This window comes from Streptomyces sp. Y20, from assembly GCF_043195475.1.
Taxonomy (GTDB): domain Bacteria; phylum Actinomycetota; class Actinomycetes; order Streptomycetales; family Streptomycetaceae; genus Streptomyces.
Map to the genome: position 1 here is coordinate 346045 of NZ_JBIDDP010000003.1, position 17575 is coordinate 363619.

17 protein-coding genes are annotated in these 17575 nt (G+C 72.5%); 9 read left to right on the plus strand and 8 right to left on the minus strand.

What is annotated here, in order from left to right; all coding sequences use genetic code 11:
- Nucleotides 1-59: 59 nt before the first annotated feature.
- Entirely contained in the window at nt 60-1952 is a 1893-nt protein-coding gene (locus ACGFT1_RS09875) for a VWA domain-containing protein (RefSeq protein ID WP_373908513.1), read from the plus strand.
- Nucleotides 1953-2101: 149 nt separating this feature from the next.
- Nucleotides 2102-3823 carry a methionine--tRNA ligase gene (gene metG / locus ACGFT1_RS09880; RefSeq protein ID WP_373908514.1) on the plus strand — a complete coding sequence of 574 codons (1722 nt, stop codon included), beginning with the start codon at nt 2102-2104 and terminating at the stop codon, nt 3821-3823.
- A gap of 78 nt (nt 3824-3901) precedes the next feature.
- Here metG and ACGFT1_RS09885 read toward each other — a convergent pair whose 3' ends face one another.
- A complete protein-coding gene (locus ACGFT1_RS09885) occupies nt 3902-5245 on the minus strand; it encodes a polysaccharide lyase family 1 protein (protein WP_373908515.1) in 1344 nt (447 codons plus the stop codon).
- Nucleotides 5246-5416: 171 nt separating this feature from the next.
- Here ACGFT1_RS09885 and ACGFT1_RS09890 point away from each other — a divergent pair, with 171 nt between their 5' ends.
- A complete protein-coding gene (locus ACGFT1_RS09890; protein ID WP_373908516.1) occupies nt 5417-6145 on the plus strand; it encodes a hypothetical protein in 729 nt (242 codons plus the stop codon).
- Nucleotides 6146-6213: 68 nt separating this feature from the next.
- On the opposite strand, the gene aspS is transcribed toward ACGFT1_RS09890, so the two are convergent.
- Nucleotides 6214-7977, minus strand: a complete 1764-nt coding sequence (gene aspS / locus ACGFT1_RS09895) for an aspartate--tRNA ligase (protein ID WP_373908517.1) — start codon at nt 7975-7977, stop codon at nt 6214-6216.
- A 176-nt stretch (nt 7978-8153) separates the two neighbouring features.
- Here aspS and ACGFT1_RS09900 point away from each other — a divergent pair, with 176 nt between their 5' ends.
- Nucleotides 8154-10307, plus strand: coding sequence for a SpoIIE family protein phosphatase (locus ACGFT1_RS09900; protein ID WP_373908518.1), 2154 nt, complete (start codon nt 8154-8156; stop codon nt 10305-10307).
- Here the strand turns inward: ACGFT1_RS09900 and ACGFT1_RS09905 are convergent.
- The 4 genes from ACGFT1_RS09905 to ACGFT1_RS09920 all read right to left on the minus strand — a co-directional run bounded on the left by ACGFT1_RS09905 (nt 10259) and on the right by ACGFT1_RS09920 (nt 13074).
- Nucleotides 10259-11323 carry an AI-2E family transporter gene (locus tag ACGFT1_RS09905; protein WP_373908519.1) on the minus strand — a complete coding sequence of 355 codons (1065 nt, stop codon included), beginning with the start codon at nt 11321-11323 and terminating at the stop codon, nt 10259-10261. The genes ACGFT1_RS09900 and ACGFT1_RS09905 overlap by 49 nt on opposite strands.
- A 130-nt stretch (nt 11324-11453) precedes the next feature.
- Complete coding sequence (locus tag ACGFT1_RS09910; protein ID WP_373908520.1) at nt 11454-11831, minus strand: hypothetical protein; 378 nt, start codon at nt 11829-11831, stop codon at nt 11454-11456.
- The gene (locus ACGFT1_RS09915; RefSeq protein ID WP_373908521.1) at nt 11828-12508 is read right to left on the minus strand and encodes a hypothetical protein; all 681 of its coding nucleotides are present in this window, start codon (nt 12506-12508) and stop codon (nt 11828-11830) included. The genes ACGFT1_RS09910 and ACGFT1_RS09915 overlap by 4 nt, the downstream gene beginning before the upstream one ends.
- The gene (locus tag ACGFT1_RS09920; RefSeq protein ID WP_373908522.1) at nt 12499-13074 is read right to left on the minus strand and encodes an RNA polymerase sigma factor; all 576 of its coding nucleotides are present in this window, start codon (nt 13072-13074) and stop codon (nt 12499-12501) included. Before ACGFT1_RS09920 ends, ACGFT1_RS09915 begins: the two co-directional genes overlap by 10 nt.
- Nucleotides 13075-13227: 153 nt before the next feature.
- On the opposite strand from ACGFT1_RS09920, the gene ACGFT1_RS09925 reads away from it, so the two are divergent.
- From ACGFT1_RS09925 to ACGFT1_RS09945, 5 genes are all read left to right on the plus strand, one after another.
- Nucleotides 13228-13716 carry an Asp23/Gls24 family envelope stress response protein gene (locus ACGFT1_RS09925; RefSeq protein WP_373908523.1) on the plus strand — a complete coding sequence of 163 codons (489 nt, stop codon included), beginning with the start codon at nt 13228-13230 and terminating at the stop codon, nt 13714-13716.
- A 76-nt stretch (nt 13717-13792) separates the two neighbouring features.
- Nucleotides 13793-13963 (plus strand): hypothetical protein, encoded by a 171-nt coding sequence (locus ACGFT1_RS09930; protein WP_361990024.1) that lies wholly within the window; start codon nt 13793-13795, stop codon nt 13961-13963.
- A complete protein-coding gene (locus ACGFT1_RS09935) occupies nt 13960-14373 on the plus strand; it encodes an Asp23/Gls24 family envelope stress response protein (RefSeq protein WP_373908524.1) in 414 nt (137 codons plus the stop codon). Before ACGFT1_RS09930 ends, ACGFT1_RS09935 begins: the two co-directional genes overlap by 4 nt.
- A gap of 52 nt (nt 14374-14425) precedes the next feature.
- Nucleotides 14426-15094 carry a DUF6286 domain-containing protein gene (locus ACGFT1_RS09940; protein ID WP_373908525.1) on the plus strand — a complete coding sequence of 223 codons (669 nt, stop codon included), beginning with the start codon at nt 14426-14428 and terminating at the stop codon, nt 15092-15094.
- Nucleotides 15095-15124: 30 nt separating this feature from the next.
- Nucleotides 15125-15733: an alkaline shock response membrane anchor protein AmaP gene (locus ACGFT1_RS09945; protein WP_373908526.1), complete on the plus strand. Its 609-nt coding sequence runs from the start codon at nt 15125-15127 to the stop codon at nt 15731-15733.
- Nucleotides 15734-15885: 152 nt separating this feature from the next.
- On the opposite strand, the gene ACGFT1_RS09950 is transcribed toward ACGFT1_RS09945, so the two are convergent.
- Both ACGFT1_RS09950 and ACGFT1_RS09955 read right to left on the minus strand, forming a co-directional pair.
- On the minus strand, nt 15886-16857 hold the full coding sequence (locus ACGFT1_RS09950; RefSeq protein WP_373908527.1) for a pirin family protein: 972 nt from the start codon (nt 16855-16857) through the stop codon (nt 15886-15888).
- 122 nt (nt 16858-16979) lie between these two features.
- Nucleotides 16980-17465 carry an SseB family protein gene (locus ACGFT1_RS09955; RefSeq protein WP_356818959.1) on the minus strand — a complete coding sequence of 162 codons (486 nt, stop codon included), beginning with the start codon at nt 17463-17465 and terminating at the stop codon, nt 16980-16982.
- Nucleotides 17466-17575: the final 110 nt, after the last annotated feature.

The following is a 17575-nucleotide window of genomic DNA, read 5'->3' on the forward strand; positions in this document are numbered from 1 at the left end:
TTACGTGTCCGTCCTGGCCAGTGATTTAAGGGCTACAACTCACACGAAGGGTTGCGCACATGGGCATTCTCACTCTCCTGCGGAACGCGTTCGGCCGCTCACGCAAGGCACGAGCCACCGAGGCGGAGGGTGCGGACCGGTCCCCCGAGCGCACCCCCGACCCCGCCATTCCGGCCCCCACCGACGAACACGAACTGGTGGCGGCGGCCTTCGACAAGGTGAAAACCCCCGCATCGACGGGGACGGCGACGGAGCAGGACTCCGCGGCCGGGTTCAGGGCCGAGACCGAGGGGGCCGCCGAGGGGGTTGCTGAGGCGGTCACGATTGAGGCCGCCGAGCCGGTGTCCGCCACTCAGGCCGAGCCGGTGGTCGCTATTGAGGCGGAGCCGAAGGTCGCTGCTGAGGCTCCCGAGCCGACGGTCGCTATTGAGGCCGAGCCGGTGGTCGCTATTGAGGCCGAGCCGACGGTCGCTGCTGAGGCTGCCGAGCCGGCCGTCACCGCAGAGACCGGTGGGGCTCCCGGGGCTGAGGTCGCGGCCGAGGCCGACGAGGCTCCCGAGCCGGACGGCACTTCCGAGGCGAAGGCTGTCTCCGGGACTGAGGTCGCCGCCGAGCCCGACGAGGCTCCCGAGCCCGCGGTCATCGCCGAGACGAAGGAGGAGACCGAGCCTGAGGTCGCGGCTGACGCTGAGGCGGCGGCCGAGAAGGACACCGAGGCTACCGAGGCTGAGGTCGCGGCCGAAGAGAAAGCCGAGCCTGAGGAGGCTGCCCAGGAGACGGCCCCGGCCGAGGACGCCGCCGAGGAGCCGCCCACGGCCGAGGTCGGTCCGGAGCCCGCCGGGCAGCCGCTCACGGCCGGGGCGCAGACCGAGGCGGAACCGACCGGCACGAAGGCCGCCGGGACGACGGCCGAGGACCCGCAGACGCCCGCAGCGGGGGCCGAGGAGGCCGAGCGCACCGCTCCGGCCGCCGAGGCGGAGCCCGAGCCCGAGCGGAGCACGCCCGTGGACGAGACGACCGAGTCGGCGCCGGAACCGGAGTCGGGCGCGAGCGAGGACACCCCGGAGCCGACGGCGGCCGAGGTCGGCACGGAGGAAGCGCCGGAGGCGGCGCCCCCGCAGGCCGCCGACGGCGAGGACGCCCCGCAGGAGGCACCCGCAGCCGACGACGAGACACGCACGGGTGATGCGGGTGGGAACTCCGACGCCGACGCCGACTCCGACGCCGAAGGCGAAAGCGAGGCTGAGGCTGAGGCCGACGCCGAGGCCGACGCCGGCAAGCCCACCCCCGCCCTCCCCCTCGCGGAGCTGAAGCGTGCGGCCCCCGCTCTGGCCACCGCGTACAAGGCCGCGGCAGCCACCCTGGAGAAGACCGGCCTCACCGGCACGCGAGCGAAGCTCTACCTCGTGCTGGACCGCTCCGCGAGCATGCGCCCGTACTACAAGGACGGTTCCGCGCAGGCCCTCGCCGACCAGACCCTCGCCCTCGCGGCCCACATGGATCCGGAGGCCACGGTCCACGTCGTCTTCTTCTCCACGGAGGTGGACGGCACGACCGACCTCACCCTCACCAAGGACCACGAGACGAAGATCGACGACGTGCACGCCGGCCTCGGCCGCATGGGCCGTACCAGCTATCACGCCGCCGTGGAGGCCGTACTCGCCCACTACGACGAGAACGCCGCCCCCGGCACCCCGGCCCTGGTCGTCTTCCAGACCGACGGCGCCCCGGACGCGAAGACCCCGGCGACCCAGTCCCTCACGAAGGCCGCGGCCGGACGCCCCGCCGTCTGCTTCTCCTTCGTCGCTTTCGGTGAGCACGACAACAAGGCCTTCGACTACCTGCGCAAGCTGAAGACCGGCAACACGTCCTTCTTCCACGCCGGCCCCACGCCCCGCGAGCTGACGGACACCGAGCTGTACCAGGGCGTACTGGCCACCTGGCGCCCGTGACCAGCCGGTCACCCGGCACGCCACCGCCCGCGCCATCACCGCGCGACCCGGCCGCCCCTTCCCACTCTGCAAAACGGGAGGCGGGCGGCCCACCCGTCTCGGCTACGATTTCAAGGTTCGTACAACCCCCCGACCTGGGAGCAGCCGCGATGGCTCGACACCTCATCACCAGCGCCCTTCCGTACATCAACGGGATCAAGCACCTGGGCAACATGGTGGGGTCCATGCTCCCGGCGGACGTGTACTCCCGCTACCTCCGCCAGCGCGGCCACGACGTCCTGTACATCTGCGCGACCGACGAGCACGGCACCCCCGCCGAGCTGGCCGCGAAGGAGCGGGGCCTGCCGGTGGACGAGTTCTGCGCGCAGGCGCACGACGCGCAGAAGGCGATCTACGACGGCTTCGCGCTGGCGTTCGACTACTTCGGCCGCAGCTCCAGCCCGCAGAACGTGGAGATCACCCAGCACTTCGCGCGGAAGCTGAACGAGAACGGCTTCATCGAGGAGCGGGCGATCCGCCAGGTGTACTCCCCGGCCGACGGGCGCTTCCTCCCGGACCGCTATGTCGAGGGCACCTGCCCGCACTGCGGTTACGACAAGGCCCGCGGCGACCAGTGCGAGAACTGCACCCGCGTCCTGGACCCGACCGACCTGATCGACCCGCGCTCGGCGATCTCCGGCTCCACGGAGCTCGAGGTCCGCGAGACCAGGCATCTCTTCCTGCTCCAGTCCAAGCTCCAGCACGAGGTCGAGGCCTGGGTCGCCCGGCACGAGGACGACTGGCCGCAGCTCGCCTCCTCCATCGCCCGCAAGTGGCTGACCGAGGGCCTGCACGACCGCGCGATCACCCGTGACCTGGACTGGGGCGTTCCCGTGCCGGCGGACACCTGGCCGGAGCTGGCGGCCGAGGGCAAGGTGTTCTACGTCTGGTTCGACGCCCCGATCGAGTACATCGGTGCGACGAAGGAGTGGGCGGACGCCGCCCCCGACGGGGAGACCCGGGACTGGAAGTCCTGGTGGTACGAGGCGGACGACACCGTCCGCTACACCGAGTTCATGGCGAAGGACAACGTCCCCTTCCACACCGTGATGTTCCCGGCCACCGAGCTGGGCGTGCGCGAGCCGTGGAAGAAGGTCGACTACGTCAAGGCCTTCAACTGGCTGACGTACTACGGCGGCAAGTTCTCCACGTCGCAGAAGCGGGGCGTCTTCACCGACCAGGCGCTGGACATCCTGCCCGCCGACTACTGGCGTTACTTCCTGGTCGCCAACGCCCCCGAGTCGGACGACTCGTCCTTCACCTGGGAGCACTTCACCGCCACGGTGAACAAGGACCTCGCCGACACCCTCGGCAATTTCGTCAACCGCGTGCTGTCCTTCTCCCGCAAGCGCTTCGGCGACGACGTACCGGCCGGCGGCACGCCCGGCGAGGCGGAGACGCGGCTCGGCGAGGAGATCGCCCGGCTGCTCGCCGAGTACGAGGAGCAGATGGAGGCCCTCCAGTTCCGCAAGGCCGCCGCGGCGCTGCGCGCCCTGTGGTCGGCCGGCAACTCCTACCTGGAGGAGAAGGCCCCCTGGCTGGAGATCAAGACGGACAAGGACGGCGCGGCCCTCACCCTGCGTACGGCGATGAACCTGATCCACCTGTACGCGGTGGTCTCCGAGCCGCTGATCCCGGCCAGCTCGGCGGTGATGCGCGCGGCCTTCGCCCTGTCGGACGACACCGCCGCCTGGGTCACCGCCGACGAGGCGAAGACCCTGGCCTCCGTCCCGGCCGGGACCCCGTTCACGGTGCCGCCGGTGCTGTTCGCCAAGCTGACGGACGAGGACCTGGCCACGTACAAGGAGCGTTTCGGCGGCGACGAGGGCTGACCGCGCCGCGCTGATGCCCGCTGAGGGCGCCGAGCCGGGTGCTCGGCGCCCTTTCGCATGCCGTCCGGCGCTACCGGGTCACTTCAGCACACCGGCACCCGTGGTCGTCGCCAGTTCCGTCGGCAGGTTCTTCGCCGACGTCTGCAGGCCCGCGGTGAGCGTCGGGGTCCAGTTCACGGTCGTCCTGATCTTCTTCGAGGAAGCGGCGTTGTACGCGGCGACCAGGTCGGTGGCCGTGCCGTTGACGAGGTTGCCGCTGCCCGCGACCGAGCCGGTGCCGTCGCCGCTGAGCAGCTTGGCGACCTTGCCGCCGGACGGCACCGTCCAGTAGTTGTCCTCGGCGACGACCTGGGCCTTCGCGCGGGAGTTGATGCTGTACAGGGGCGCGTAGCCGTCGACGGTCGTCGTGTCGTACACGTTGTCGTAGACGTGGATCTGGCCGATGCGGGCCAGCGGGGCGCGCTGGACGATGCCCTTCCACACGTTGTGGTGGATGGAGACCCGCAGCTTGCCGGTGCTGTCCTTGTCGCTGGAGCCGATCAGCATCGTCTTGTCGTGGTCGGTGAACCGGTTGCGTTCGACGGTCACCAGGTCGGAGCCGTTGGTGATGTCGAGCGCGCCGTCGTGGATCTGGTACTCGCGGCCGAAGTACTCGGGGTTTGCCCGGTCGAGGTGGGGCGCGTCGGTGAACGAGTTGTGGTCCGCCCACACGTGCGTGGCACCGCGCAGGGTGACGGCGTCGTAGGCGGAGTTCCAGTTGCCGTCGTCGCCGTCCGTCGGGTCCCACTGCGGGAAGCAGTCCTCGGTGGCGGAGAAGGCCAGGTTGCGGATGATGACGTTGTCGACGCTCTTCACCTGGAGGCTGCCGCCGGTGATTCCGGCGCCGGTGCCGGGCACGCCCGTGATCGTGGTGTTGGCGGGCACCTTGAAGACGATGTTCTTCGCCTGCTTGTCCTGGGCGGCGGCGCGGGCCTTCTCCTGGGTGCCGGAGGGCAGCTTGGAGCGGCCGTAGGTGGCGGGGTCGTACGCCTTGAGGTAGGCCGCCAGGGAGTACCCGGTGCCGGCCGCGTAGTCCGCGCAGGTCAGCTTCTTGCCGCTGTCGTCGGTGTTGGCGTCGATGGTGCCCTTGACCTTGATGACGCGGGGCGCGGTGTCGGAGGCCGAGCCGAGCGCCTTCACGAGCTGGGCGCGGCTGGTGACGGTGAAGGTGTGCGCGGAGTCGGCCTTCGCGCCGCCGGTCGTCCCCGTGCCGGCGGCGGCCCAGCCGTCCTTGGCGGGGAGCGTCTGGTGGTACAGGTCGACGGCGTCGGCGTTCGCGGTCATCACGAACACCCCGGCGCCGACACCGGCGGCCACGACGGCGGCGGACACGGCGAGGGTGCGCCGCCCGCGGAGGGACCGGCGGTGGGAGGGAGCTGCCACGGAGGAGTCCTTACGGGTCTGCTGAACGAGTCTTACGCTCCCTCAGTGGCCGCCGCCCGCCGCAAGGTTGCCGCGTCCGGAGCAATTCCTTCGGGTGATCCGCGGGCTTCCGGCGCCCCTGTCGCGCCGGGCGTCGCGTGTGCGTCCCCGTAAGCCGGAAATGATCTCCCCGTGGACATCCCCGAACCTCATCACCGCCTCCTCGCGGACGTCGTCCCGGTGGGCGGACCGTACGGCCTGGTGCTCGCCGGCGGGTACGCGCTCCAGGCCCATGGGCTGCTGCGGCGCCCGCACGCCGATCTCGACCTCGCCACGGAGAGTTCCGGGGCCATGGAGGACATCGCCGCCGCCGTCGGCGCGGCGCTGGAGGCGCGGGGGCGGCAGGTGCGCACCGGAGCCCGCACCGCGCTCACCGCGCAGCTGATGGTCACGGATCCGGTGAGCGGCGAGGAGTGCGCGCTCACACTGCACAAGGAGGTGTTCTGGCAGCCGCCGGAACTCACCGGGTACGGCCTGGCGCTCTCCCTGGAGGACGCGGTCGGTACGAAGATCCGCGCGCTGTACGACCGGGGCGCGGCCGTCGACCTCGTGGACGCGCGGGCGGCGGCGGCCCGGTTCTCCCTGCCGCGGCTGGAGGAGCTGGGGCGCCGGCACGCCCACGACCCCTTCGACCTGCCCACCCTGCAGTCCCGGCTGACCGGCACGGACTTCTACGCCGACGCCGACTTCCTCCGCCTCGGCCTGGACGGTGAGCGGATCGCCGCTCTGCGCGCCTGGGCCCAGCACTGGTCCGACGACATCGCCGAACGGTTGCTGGAGGACGGAGCCTCTCCCGACGCCGAGGAGGAGGACGGGGACGGGGGCGACGACGACTCGGCCGGCCCGGGCGCCGGCGTCTAGGGGCGGCGCGCGCCGGTCGTCGAGAGCGGGTCAGGACGGATCGGCGCGCGCCGGCACTGCCGTGCCGCCTACTTCGGCTGCGGCTTCCTGATGTTCAGGTGCAGCTCGCGCAGGCGGGACTCCTCCAGCTCGGTCGGGGCGCCCATCATCAGATCCTGGGCGTTGCCGTTGAGCGGGAAGGCGATCGTCTCGCGGATGTTGGGCTCGTCCGCGAGGAGCATGACGATACGGTCCACGCCCGGGGCGATGCCGCCGTGCGGCGGGGCGCCGAAGCGGAACGCGCGGAGCATGCCCGCGAACTCGCGCTCGGTGGTCTCGTGGTCGTAGCCCGCGATCTCGAAGGCCTTCAGCATGATGTCCGGCTCGTGGTTCCGGATCGCGCCGGAGGACAGCTCGACGCCGTTGCACACGATGTCGTACTGCCAGGCCAGGACATCCAGCGGGTCCTGGTTCTCCAGCGCGTCCATGCCGCCCTGCGGCATGGAGAACGGGTTGTGCGAGAAGTCGATCCGGCCGGTCTCCTCGTCCTTCTCGAACATCGGGAAGTCGACGATCCAGCAGAAGCGGAAGACGTTCTCCTCGAAGTGGCCGGCCCGCTTGGCGGCCTCGACGCGGACCGCGCCCATGATCTTGGAGACCTCGTCGAACTCGCCCGCGCCGAAGAAGACCGCGTGGCCGGGGGCCAGGGAGAGCCGCTTGGTCAGCTCCGCGACGTTCTCCTCGGTGAGGAACTTCGCGATCGGGCCGGACAGCGAACCGTCCTCGCCGACGCGGACCCAGGCCAGGCCCTTCGCGCCCAGCGTCACGGCGAAGTCGCCGAGCTGGTCGAAGAACTTGCGCGGCTGGTCCTGGACCGCCGGCACCGGCAGGGCGCGTACGTGCTTGCCGGCGAACGCCTTGAACTCCGAGCCCTCGAAGACGTCGGTGATGTCCACCAGCTCCAGCTTGGCGCGCAGGTCCGGCTTGTCGGAGCCGTACTTGAGCATCGCCTCGCGGAACGGGATGCGCGGGAACGGGGAGGTGACGTGGCGTCCGCCCCCGAACTCCTCGAACAGCTCGGTCATCAGCTGCTCGATCGGCCGGAAGACGTCCTCCTGCTCCACGAAGCTCATCTCGACGTCGAGCTGGTAGAACTCGCCCGGCGAGCGGTCGGCGCGGGCGTCCTCGTCGCGGAAGCAGGGCGCGATCTGGAAGTAGCGGTCGAAGCCGGAGATCATCAGCAGCTGCTTGAACTGCTGCGGGGCCTGGGGCAGGGCGTAGAACCGGCCCGGGTGCAGCCGGGAGGGGACCACGAAGTCGCGGGCGCCCTCGGGGGAGGTGGCCGTCAGGATGGGGGTCGCCATCTCGTTGAAGCCGAGCGCCGTCATCTTCTGGCGGATCGCGCCGATGACCGCCGTACGCAGCATGATGTTGCGGTGCATGCGCTCGCGGCGCAGGTCCAGGAAGCGGTACTCCAGGCGCCGCTCCTCGTTGACCCCGTCCTCGGTGTTGATGGTGAAGGGCAGCGGCTGGGCCGCGCCCAGCAGCTCGACCTCGCCGACCTCGACCTCGATCTCGCCGGTCGGCAGGTCGGGGTTGACGTTCTCGGCGCCGCGGGAGACGACGCGGCCGTCGACGCGGACCGTGGACTCCTTGGAGATGCCGTCCAGGGCCTCGTACGCGGGGGTGCCGGGGCGGGCGACCAGCTGGGTGATGCCGTAGTGGTCGCGCAGATCGATGAAGAGGATGCCGCCCAGGTCGCGCCGATTGTGCAGCCAGCCGCTCAGCCGGACGTCGGTGCCGACGTCAGAGGCGCGGAGCTGGCCGCAGGTGTGGGACCTGTACCGATGCATCGTCGTTCATCGTCCTTCGTGGTGGGGTTCTCTCCCGCCGGCTCACCGACCCGCGGGAACGGGCACGGGGGCCCGGACCCGTCAAGGGTACCGGGCAGGCCGAGATGGGCTCCCCACCGTCACCGTCCGCCCGGCTACAGTGGCAGTTATCGGTCATCTATTCCTAAAGTAGGCCAATGCGCACAGGCGAGCCCCTCCCGTCCGTCGAGGACGTCCTCGCCGCCCTCGCGACCGGGATGTGGCACTGGGACACGGCAACCGGGCTGGTCACCGTGGACGCGGAGGCGGCCCGGCTGCTCGGGCTGCCCCCGAAGCCGGTCACCCTCACCGAAGCCGAGACCCGGGCCCGGCTGCACCCCGTCGACTGGAGCGAGATCACCGGTGTGGTGCCGCTGGCGGTCGCCGAGGGCACCCTCGCCGAGGTCCGGATCCGGATCATGGACGAGGAGGGCGCCGTCCTGCGGGTGGTCCGCAGCCGCTCCAAGCCGTCCTTCGACCCCGAGCGGCGGGCGTACGAGCTGATCGGCACCCTCCAGGAGGTGACCGAGCCGATCCCGGGCACGGCGGCGGCCCGCAGCGCGGTCACCGGCGACTGGCGGCGCTCCCGCGAGGCGTTCCTGCTCGACGCGGGCCGGGCGCTGGCCGAGGCCCGCTCGACGGAGGAGGTGCTGCGGGTGGTGGCCGGCCTGTCGATGCCGGGGTTCACCCCGGACGGCCTCATCCTGTTCGGCGTCGAGGGCGACCGGCTGACCATCACCGGCCAGCACGGTCACCAGCCCGGCGACATGGGCCCCTTCGCGTACATGCCGTTGACCACCGACTACCCGGCGACCGAGGTGGTCCGCACCGGTCGCGCGGTCTACCTGTCCTCCCCCGAGGAGTACAAGGCCCGCTACCCGGCCACCTGGCCGCTCGCCCGGCACTTCGCCCGCCGGTCCTGGGCGTTCCTGCCGCTGACCGTGGCCGGGCGCACCATGGGCACCTGGATGGCGGGCTTCACCTATCCGGTGGCGTTCACGCCCGACGAGCGGGCCGTGCTGGCGACGGTCGCCCGGATGCTCGCCCAGGCCCTGTCCCGGGCCGGCACCGCCGAGTCCGAACGGGAGCTGACCGACGGCCTCCAGCGCTCCATGCTGCCCTCGCTGGGTCCCGAGATCCCGGGCATGCGGGTGGCCGCCCGCTACATCCCGACCGGTGGCGGACTCCAGGTCGGCGGTGACTGGTACGACATGATCCCGCTGCCCTCCGGCCGGTTCGCGCTGGTCATCGGCGACGTCCAGGGCCACGACGTCCGCGCGGCCGGGCTCATGGGCCAGCTGCGCATCGCGCTGCGCGCCTACGCCGCCGAGGGACACCGCCCGGACGCCGTCCTCTCCCGCGCCTCCCGCTTCCTGCACGGGATCACGCACGACGAGGAGATGACCGACCTGCGGTTCGCGACCTGCCTGTACGGCGAGGCCGACCCGGCGACCGGGATGCTGGAGATCGCCCGCGCCGGGCACCCGCACCCGGTGATCCGGATGGCCGACGGCACGGTGATGCTGCGCCCGACGGCGGGGGGACTGCCGCTGGGCATCGACCCCGACGCCGACTACCCGACGACCCGGTTCGCCCTCGAACCCGGCGAGACGCTGATGCTGTGCACCGACGGCCTGATCGAGACCGGCGGACACGACATGGCCAGCGGCTGGCACCGGCTGCGGGCGATCCTGGAGGACCACGCGGACGACCTGGAGACGCTGGCCGACGCGCTGGTGCAAGGCGTGCACGGGCCGTCCTCGCACCACACCACCGGTCCGCTGGCCGACCGCCGCGAGGACGACATCGCGCTGCTGCTGCTCTGCCGGCCCGGCGAGGACGGCGGCTGCGGGACCGCCGCCGTGCGGAGCACGACCGTACGGCCCAGGGTGCGGCGCACCCTGCTGTCGGTGGGGCAGGACGAACCCGAGCGGATCGCCGAGGCCCGTCAGTACCTGCGCGACCTGCTGCACGACTGGGCGTCGGCCGAGCAGGTGGACTCGGCGGTGCTGCTGGTCTCCGAGATGGTCACCAACGTGCTGGTGCACACCGACGCCGACGCGCTGCTGCTGGCCGAGGTCACGGGCGAGGGCGGCGGGCGGCGGCTGCGGGTGGAGGTCTTCGACACCGGGGACGACCTGCCGCACAAGCGCCGCCCCGGCGAACTGGCCTCCTCCGGCCGGGGCCTGATGCTGATCGAACTCCTCGCGGACGCCTGGGGGGTGGACCCGCGGGGCGAGGGCAAGAGCATCTGGTTCGTCCTCTACGAGCCGCCGGACGCGCCGGCGGACGGTCCGGGCCCGGCCGTGTGACGTTCCCTCAGTTCCCGTACGACCCCGAAGGCCGCCGCGGTCAGCGGGACCGCGAGGAGCATGCCGAGGACGCCCGCGACGGAGGCGCCCGCGGTGATCGCCAGCAGCACCACGGCCGGGTGCATCTGCACGGTCCGGCTCTGGATCACCGGCTGCAGCACGTGCCCCTCCAGCAGCTGCACGGCGAGCACCACCGCGAACACCCACAGCGCGATGACGAACCCCCGGTCGGCGAGGGCGACCAGCACGGCCACCGCACCGGAGACGAACGCCCCCAGATACGGGATGTAGGCGCCGACGAAGACGAGCGCGCCCAGCCCGACCGCGCCGGGCACCCTGAGGACGAGCAGGCCGACGGTGATGCACAGGGCGTCGATGAGGGCGATGAGAGTGGTCCCGCGCATGAACCCCTCGACCGCGGCGAAGGCCCGCCGGCCGATGGCCTCGACGGTGTCGGCGGTGCCGCCGGGCGCGAGGGACCTCGCCGCGGCCACGGCCCGGTCGGAGTCACGCAGGAAGAAGAAGACGAGGAGCAGCGCGAGTACGGCCATGGCGACGGTCTCGGCGACGACACCGGCCCCGCTGATGACGTTGGACACGGCGGTGCCGCCGAACTTCCCCAGCAGGGTGCGCGCGTTGCCGGAGAGGTCGCCGAACCCGGCACCGGAGGCCCCGAAGTGCCGTGTGACGCTGCGGGCGGCGTCCCGGAGCGAGGCGGTGATCTGCCCGCCGGTGTCGATCAGCGCGGCGACGATGATGTACAGGGCCCCACCGACGACGGCCACCACGGCGACGCAGGTCAGCCCCGCCGCGACCGACGGCTGCACCCCGGCCCGCACCATCCGCCGGTACAGCGGCCCGAGCAGCGCGGTCCCGAGCAGCGCGAGCAGCACCGGCGTGACGGCCGTACGCAACTGCGCGCACAACCGCACCCCGACCCACCCCACCCCGGCGACGAGCAACAGCACGACACACCAGGCAGCGAGCCGCCGAACGGCCGCGGGCAACAGAAGCACACCCCCACCCGACCACATACCCCGGCACCTGTCCTACGACGAGGGGCCGGGCGGGTGAGCCGGTGAGAGGGGCGACCCCGCCGGCACGGTGTCCGCCGCCCGGGTCGCCGTGCGGCGGACGACCCGGCACTCATGCCGTCTCGCGCCGGGGTCCGACCCGGGTCACCGTGACCTCGACCGTGACCCGCTCCGCGGCACCGAGGGCGGCGAGGTGGGAGATGGCGGCCGCCGCCACCCGGTCGTGGACGTCCCGGGCGATGTCCAGCACCCGCCGGCCCTCGTCCAGGACGCAGCGCACCTCGATGCGCCATCCCGAACCGTCCGGCGCCCGGTCGGCGCGGACACCCGCCTCGGGCGACGCGCGGTGAGGCGTGGTGTCCGTACGGGCGGGTGCGGCGGCCGCCGCGAGGCGGTGGGCGAGGCGGGGGTGCAGTCCGGCCACGCCGGGGGTCGCGAGGGCCGCTTCGGCGGCCACGCCGAGAAGCGTGTGCGGGCGGACGGCGGTCATCGCGTACCCCCGCCGACCGGGAGGCCGGGACCGAGGGGCGGCTCCGGCTCCGGCTCGAGGACGTCGAACACGGTGATGTCGACGGCCGTCACGGCGAGCCCCAGGTCCTGTCCGGCCGAGTCGAGGACCGATCGGCGTACCTGGTGGACCCGGCAGGGCAGCGGGCGGTCGAGAGCGGCGGCCAGCGTCATGGTCACCCGCACGTCGGTGCCTTGGCCCTCGGGAACGAGCCGGCAGGTCGCGGACCTGGCACCGGGGACGGTGTCAGCGGCCTGCCGCAGTACCCTCGCGGCGGCGCTCTCGGCGATCCGCAGGTCGCGGTCCGGGTCGGCCAGGGGCAGCAGCCGGCCGAGCCGCACCTCCGCCCTGACGATGTCCATGACACGGCTGGCCAGTGCGTGCAGGCCCGGGGTGCCCTCGGCGCGCAGCGCCCGGGTGGCCGCGTTCACCGGTGCCAGTCCCTCGACGGCCTCGTGGCAGTAAGGGCAGGAGACGGTGTGCGGGTCCGCGGCGGGCGGCGCGTCCCGCGCCTGCTCCCAGACCCGGCTGAGCAGGCGGCCGCAGGGCAGCACCTCGTCACCGGCGAACGGGGGCACGTCCTCGGCGGCCGGGCCGGTGCGGGGTCCGTCCGGCTCGGAGGCCCGGGAAAGCCGTGCGTTCGGATCGTCTAGCGCCATGGGCCCATCGCCTCCTGCAAGGATCGGCGTGCCCTGAACAGTTTGCCGCGCACCGTCTGTTCGCTGCTCCGTGTCACCTGGGCGATCTCCCGGTAGGACAGGCCCTGCACCTCACGCAGGATCCAGCAAATCCGCTGCCCGGCGTCCAGCTCGAAGAGCGCCCGGGACAGGGCGGTGGTGGCCGCTTCCTGCTCGGCGGTCCGGGCGGGCTGGCTCCAGGCGTTCCCCGCCTCGGGTTCGGCGACGGCGTCCAGGGGCAGGGTCGGCGGCCGGCGGCGGCGCATGGTCAGGCAGCGGTTGACCGTGATCCGGTACATCCAGGTGCGGAACTCCGCGTCGTGGCGGTACTCCGGCAGTCGCCGCCAGGCGCTGATGAAGGCGTCCTGAACGGCCTCCTCGGCGTCCTGGGGGTTGCCGAGCATGTGACGGGCCAGGGCCAGGAGGGGGCGGCCGTGCCGCTGGACGAGAACGGCGAAGGAATCCTCGTCCCCTTCGGCCGCACGTACGGCCAGCAGCCGGTCCGGCAGGTCGTACCCCAGCCGCGGGGCAACAGTGCGTTCGGTCATGACGCTCCCGAGCAGGCTCGGACGGACGGGTACCCCCGGCCGGGTGTGTGATGCACGTCACACACCATGGATGTGAGGACCGTGCTGCCCCGCGTGTCCAACCTTTCGACGGACGCCGCACCGGTGTCCGGCCGACCGATCGAGGCGACCGCCATGACGGAAAACATCACCAGCGTCGGCGGGGGCGGCAGGTCCGACGCGGGCGTGAGCGCCCTCAAGGGCCGTACCGGGGCCGGGGCCCCGGCCGAGACACGGGGGAGGACCACCATCGCCGACGGCGTGGTGGCCAAGATCGCGGGCATGGCCGCCCGCGAGACATCCGGGATCCACAGCCTCGGGGCGGGCATGTCCCGCACCTTCGGGGCGATGCGGGAACGCGTCCCCGGCGGAAGCGGAAGCGCGGCCGTCACACGAGGGGTGAAGGTCGAGGTCGGCGAGCGCCAGGCCGCCGTGGACCTGGATGTCGTCGTCGAGTACGGCGTCTCCATCGTCGACGTCGCCGGCGACGTACGCACCAACGTGATCGGCGCCGTGGAGCGGATGACGGGACTCGAAGTCGTCGAGGTGAACATCGCCGTCGACGACGTCCACCTTCCCGACGAGAGGGAAGAGGCCGAACCGGACGAGAGCCGCGTGAGGTGATCCGACCGCCGCGCCCCGGGCGGGCGCGGGTCATCGCGGGAACGGTGACGTACGTTCGCGAGACGGGTGAGTGCACATGATGAACGCAGCGACCACGGGCCTCGTGGCCGGCATGGCCCTGGGCTTCGCCGGCTACTTCGGCGGCTTCTGGGCCTTTCTGCTGGTTCTGGTCCTGGGGACGGCGGGCCTGATCGTCGGTCTCGCCGTGCAGGGCGACCTCGACCTCCGGACACGGAGACAGCGGTGAGGACCGGGCCCGGTTCGCCCCCGGCCGGCCAGGGGCCCGGCCCGCCGGAACGGGCCGCCGGCCTGCCGCCCCCGGCCGAACGGGGCGCCACCGTCATCCCGGACAGGGTGGTCGCCCGTATCGCCGTCCAGGCCGCGCGCACGGCCCAGTCGCGGCGCGCCGCCGTGCCACCCGACCGGAGCGCGCCGATGACACCGAGCGCCTCCGCCGCCGTCGGTGCCGGATCGGTGCGCGTGCACCTCACCATGGACCTGCCCTACCCCACCGACATCCCCCGGGTCTGCGAGCGGATCCAGCAGGACGTCGCCGAACGAGTGGCTCGGCTGACCGGTTTCCGGGTGGGAGAGGTCACCCTCACCGTCCGGCGGCTGCTGACCGCCGCCGACGCGGGCCGGGGGCGGGTCCGGTGAGAGGCCGCGCGGCCCGGGTCGCCGGGTGCGCCGTGCAGGAAGGGGCTCCGTGATGACATCCGACCCGGGTCCCCCCGGCCCCGGCTCCGTCCCGGCCACGGTCGCGTCGACGCAGGAGCCTGTTCCGCCCGAAGGCGACGCGCCCCCCGAGAACCTGACCGACGGTGAGCACGGCGGGGGGCGCCGGACCCACCGGCCATGGTCCGCGCGCCGCATCCCGGCGGCGCTGGTCGCCTCGGTGATCCTCGTGGCGGCGGCCGCGGCACTGATCGACGTCATCGCCGTACGGGTGGGACGCCCGGCGGCGGCCTGGCGACGGCATCTGGCCGACGAACTGGCCACACGCTCCGTGGACGACGTCTGGATGCTCGCGGGAGCCTCCGTGGCCGCCGCCCTCGGCGTCTGGCTGATCGTCCTGGCTCTCACCCCGGGGCTCCGCCACTGGCTGCCCCTACGCTCCCCCGTACCCGGCGTGCGGGCCTCCCTGGACCGCGACGGCGCGGCCGAGCTGCTGCGCGACGCCGCCCTGCGGGTGCCCGGCGTCGCCAGGGCCCGCATCCGTGTGCGCCGCCATCGCGTCAGAGCCCGCGCGGACGTCGGCTTCCGCGACCTCCGGCAGGTGAAGGACGACCTCACCGCCGCCCTCGGTGAGGAACGTGACCGGCTGGCCCTCGCCCGCCCTCCCCGCATCGTCGTACGGGTGCGGCGACGCACCGACTGACCGAGAACCCGCACACCGGGAGCCCGCACCATGACGCCGCGACACGTACTCAACCGCAGTCTGCTGGCCCTCACCGGACTGGTCCTGCTCGGCGGCGGACTGCTCGTGCTCTTCGCCGGACTCGACCTCTACCGGCGACACGATCTGCTCCCGCCCGGCGGCTGGCCCCTGACCACCGCGGACGACGTCCTGCTCGGCTCCGCCGACCGAGCCCGCTGGAGCAGCCAGGGCTGGTGGTGGTGGCCCGCGGTCATCGCCGCACTCGCCCTCGCCGCCCTGCTCGCCCTGTGGTGGCTGCTCCTCCAGCTGCGCAGACGCCGCCCCGGAGCGCTGTCCGTCGGCGGCTCACCCCCGCAGGAAGGCGTCGAAGTGCGCGACCGCGCGCTCAGCGACGCGATCGCCACCGAGACCGGCGCCCTGCCGGAGTCCGAGCACGCGGCCGTACGGGTCACCGGCCGGTCCACCCACCCCCGCGCCCACGTCCGGCTCGTCCTCGCCCCGCAGGCCGCACCCGGCGCCGCTCTCGGTGCCCTGTGCGCGGGCCCGCTGCGCACCGCCCGCCGGTCCACCGGCCTGCCCGACCTGCCCACCGAGGTCCGCCTGCAGGTGGCGTCCCGCAGACCGCACCGCGCGGAATGAGGTAACCGGACGTGCCCGCGTCCGCGCTGGCTCCCCGAACGGACGCATCGTCGGTCAACCGCACAGGGCCAGGTCACCGAAGCGCGGCGACGATCACCGCGGGTCGATGACCTGGCCCGTCACCACTGGCGGTGACCCGGCCCCGGAAGGCCCTACAGCCCGCCCTCGGACATGCCGTGGACCGCCGGGACCGTGCCCAGGCGGCCCTTCTGGAAGTCCTCGAAGGCCTGCTGGAGTTCCTCGCGGGTGTTCATGACGAACGGGCCGTAGTGCGCCATGGGTTCACGGATCGGCCGGCCGCCGAGGAGGACGACCTCCAGGTCCGGGGTGTGGGTGTCCTGCCGCTCGTCCGCGCGGACGGTCAGCGAGGAACCGGCGCCGAAGACGGCCGTCTGGCCCATGTGGACCGGGCGCCGCTCCGCACCGACCGCGCCGCGGCCCGCGAGGACGTACGCCAGCCCGTTGAAGTCCTCCCGCCAGGGCAGGGTGATCTCCGCGCCCGGCGCGAGGGTCGCGTGGACCATCGTGATCGGGGTGTGGGTGATGCCGGGACCGGCGTGGCCGTCCAGTTCACCGGCGATGACGCGCAGGAGCGCGCCGCCGTCGGGGGAGGTGAGCAGCTGGACGTTGCCGCCGCGGATGTCCTGGTAGCGGGGCGCCATCATCTTGTCCTTGGCCGGCAGGTTCACCCACAGCTGGAGGCCATGGAAGAGGCCGCCGGACACGACGAGGGACTCCGGCGGCGCCTCGATGTGCAGCAGGCCCGCACCGGCCGTCATCCACTGGGTGTCGCCGTTGGTGATGGTGCCGCCACCGCCCTGGCTGTCCTGGTGGTCGAAGATCCCGTCGATGATGTACGTGACCGTCTCGAAGCCGCGGTGCGGGTGCCAGGGGGTGCCCTTGGGCTCGCCCGGCGCGTACTCCACCTCACCCATCTGGTCCATCATGATGAACGGGTCGAGGTGGCGGTAGTTGATCCCCGCGAACGCCCGGCGCACCGGGAAACCCTCGCCCTCGAAACCGCTCGGCGCGGTCGTGACGGTCAGCACGGGACGTGCCACGGCGTCGGCGGGAGCGGTCACACGGGGCAGCGTCAACGGGTTCTCGACGGTCACTGCAGGCATGGGTACCTCCTTGGTACGGCCCACTTTAGTTGACGATTGAACTTCTCGCTCCCCAGAACAAGAGAAACCCGGAGGGCATTCCCTCCGGGTCACTCTTTCCGCCTGGGTCGAGACAGGGCCGCTCAGCCGCCGTACATCCGGCGCATGGCGAAGTCGACCATCTGCTCGACGGCCTTCGCGTCGAAGACCATCCGGTGCTCGCCCTCCATGTCCAGGACGAAGCCGTAGCCGGTCGGCAGCAGGTCGATCACCTCGGCGCCGGTGATGACGAAGTACTTGGACTCCTTGCCCGCGTACCGGCGCAGCTCCTTGAGGGAGGTGAACATCGGGATCACCGGCTGCTGGGTGTTGTGCAGGGCCAGGAAGCCGGGGGTGTCGCCGCGCGGGCAGTACACCTTCGAGGTGGCGAAGATCTGCTGGAAGTCCTCGGCGGCCAGCTGGCCGGTGGTGAAGGCGCGCACCGCGTCCGCGAGCGACGGCGGGGACGGCTCCGGGTAGAGCGGCGGCTGCTGGCCGTACCCGCCCGCACCGCCCGGCATCTGCTGCTGCGGCGGGGCGTACTGCTGCTGGGCAGTGCCCCCGTCCATCGGCTGGCCGTATCCGTACATGCGCGCAAGCGTACCGAGGCGGCGGCCCGGGAAGGGCCCCGTCCTGGGCGGGGCGCCGTCCCGGAGCGCGCGGGGTGCCCGTACCGGGCGGTCGCCCGCCTTCGGCCGGT

Excerpts from the sequence above, each read along its gene's own strand:
- ACGFT1_RS09875 (WP_373908513.1), top strand. The coding sequence starts at position 60 with ATGGGCATTCTCACTCTCCTGCGGAACGCGTTCGGCCGCTCACGCAAG.
- metG (WP_373908514.1), top strand. The coding sequence starts at position 2,102 with ATGGCTCGACACCTCATCACCAGCGCCCTTCCGTACATCAACGGGATC.
- aspS (WP_373908517.1), bottom strand. The coding sequence starts at position 7,977 with ATGCATCGGTACAGGTCCCACACCTGCGGCCAGCTCCGCGCCTCTGAC.
- ACGFT1_RS09900 (WP_373908518.1), top strand. The coding sequence starts at position 8,154 with ATGCGCACAGGCGAGCCCCTCCCGTCCGTCGAGGACGTCCTCGCCGCC.
- ACGFT1_RS09910 (WP_373908520.1), bottom strand. The coding sequence starts at position 11,831 with ATGACCGCCGTCCGCCCGCACACGCTTCTCGGCGTGGCCGCCGAAGCG.
- ACGFT1_RS09915 (WP_373908521.1), bottom strand. The coding sequence starts at position 12,508 with ATGGCGCTAGACGATCCGAACGCACGGCTTTCCCGGGCCTCCGAGCCG.
- ACGFT1_RS09920 (WP_373908522.1), bottom strand. The coding sequence starts at position 13,074 with ATGACCGAACGCACTGTTGCCCCGCGGCTGGGGTACGACCTGCCGGAC.
- ACGFT1_RS09925 (WP_373908523.1), top strand. The coding sequence starts at position 13,228 with ATGACGGAAAACATCACCAGCGTCGGCGGGGGCGGCAGGTCCGACGCG.
- ACGFT1_RS09930 (WP_361990024.1), top strand. The coding sequence starts at position 13,793 with ATGATGAACGCAGCGACCACGGGCCTCGTGGCCGGCATGGCCCTGGGC.
- ACGFT1_RS09940 (WP_373908525.1), top strand. The coding sequence starts at position 14,426 with ATGACATCCGACCCGGGTCCCCCCGGCCCCGGCTCCGTCCCGGCCACG.
- ACGFT1_RS09945 (WP_373908526.1), top strand. The coding sequence starts at position 15,125 with ATGACGCCGCGACACGTACTCAACCGCAGTCTGCTGGCCCTCACCGGA.
- ACGFT1_RS09950 (WP_373908527.1), bottom strand. The coding sequence starts at position 16,857 with ATGCCTGCAGTGACCGTCGAGAACCCGTTGACGCTGCCCCGTGTGACC.
- ACGFT1_RS09955 (WP_356818959.1), bottom strand. The coding sequence starts at position 17,465 with ATGTACGGATACGGCCAGCCGATGGACGGGGGCACTGCCCAGCAGCAG.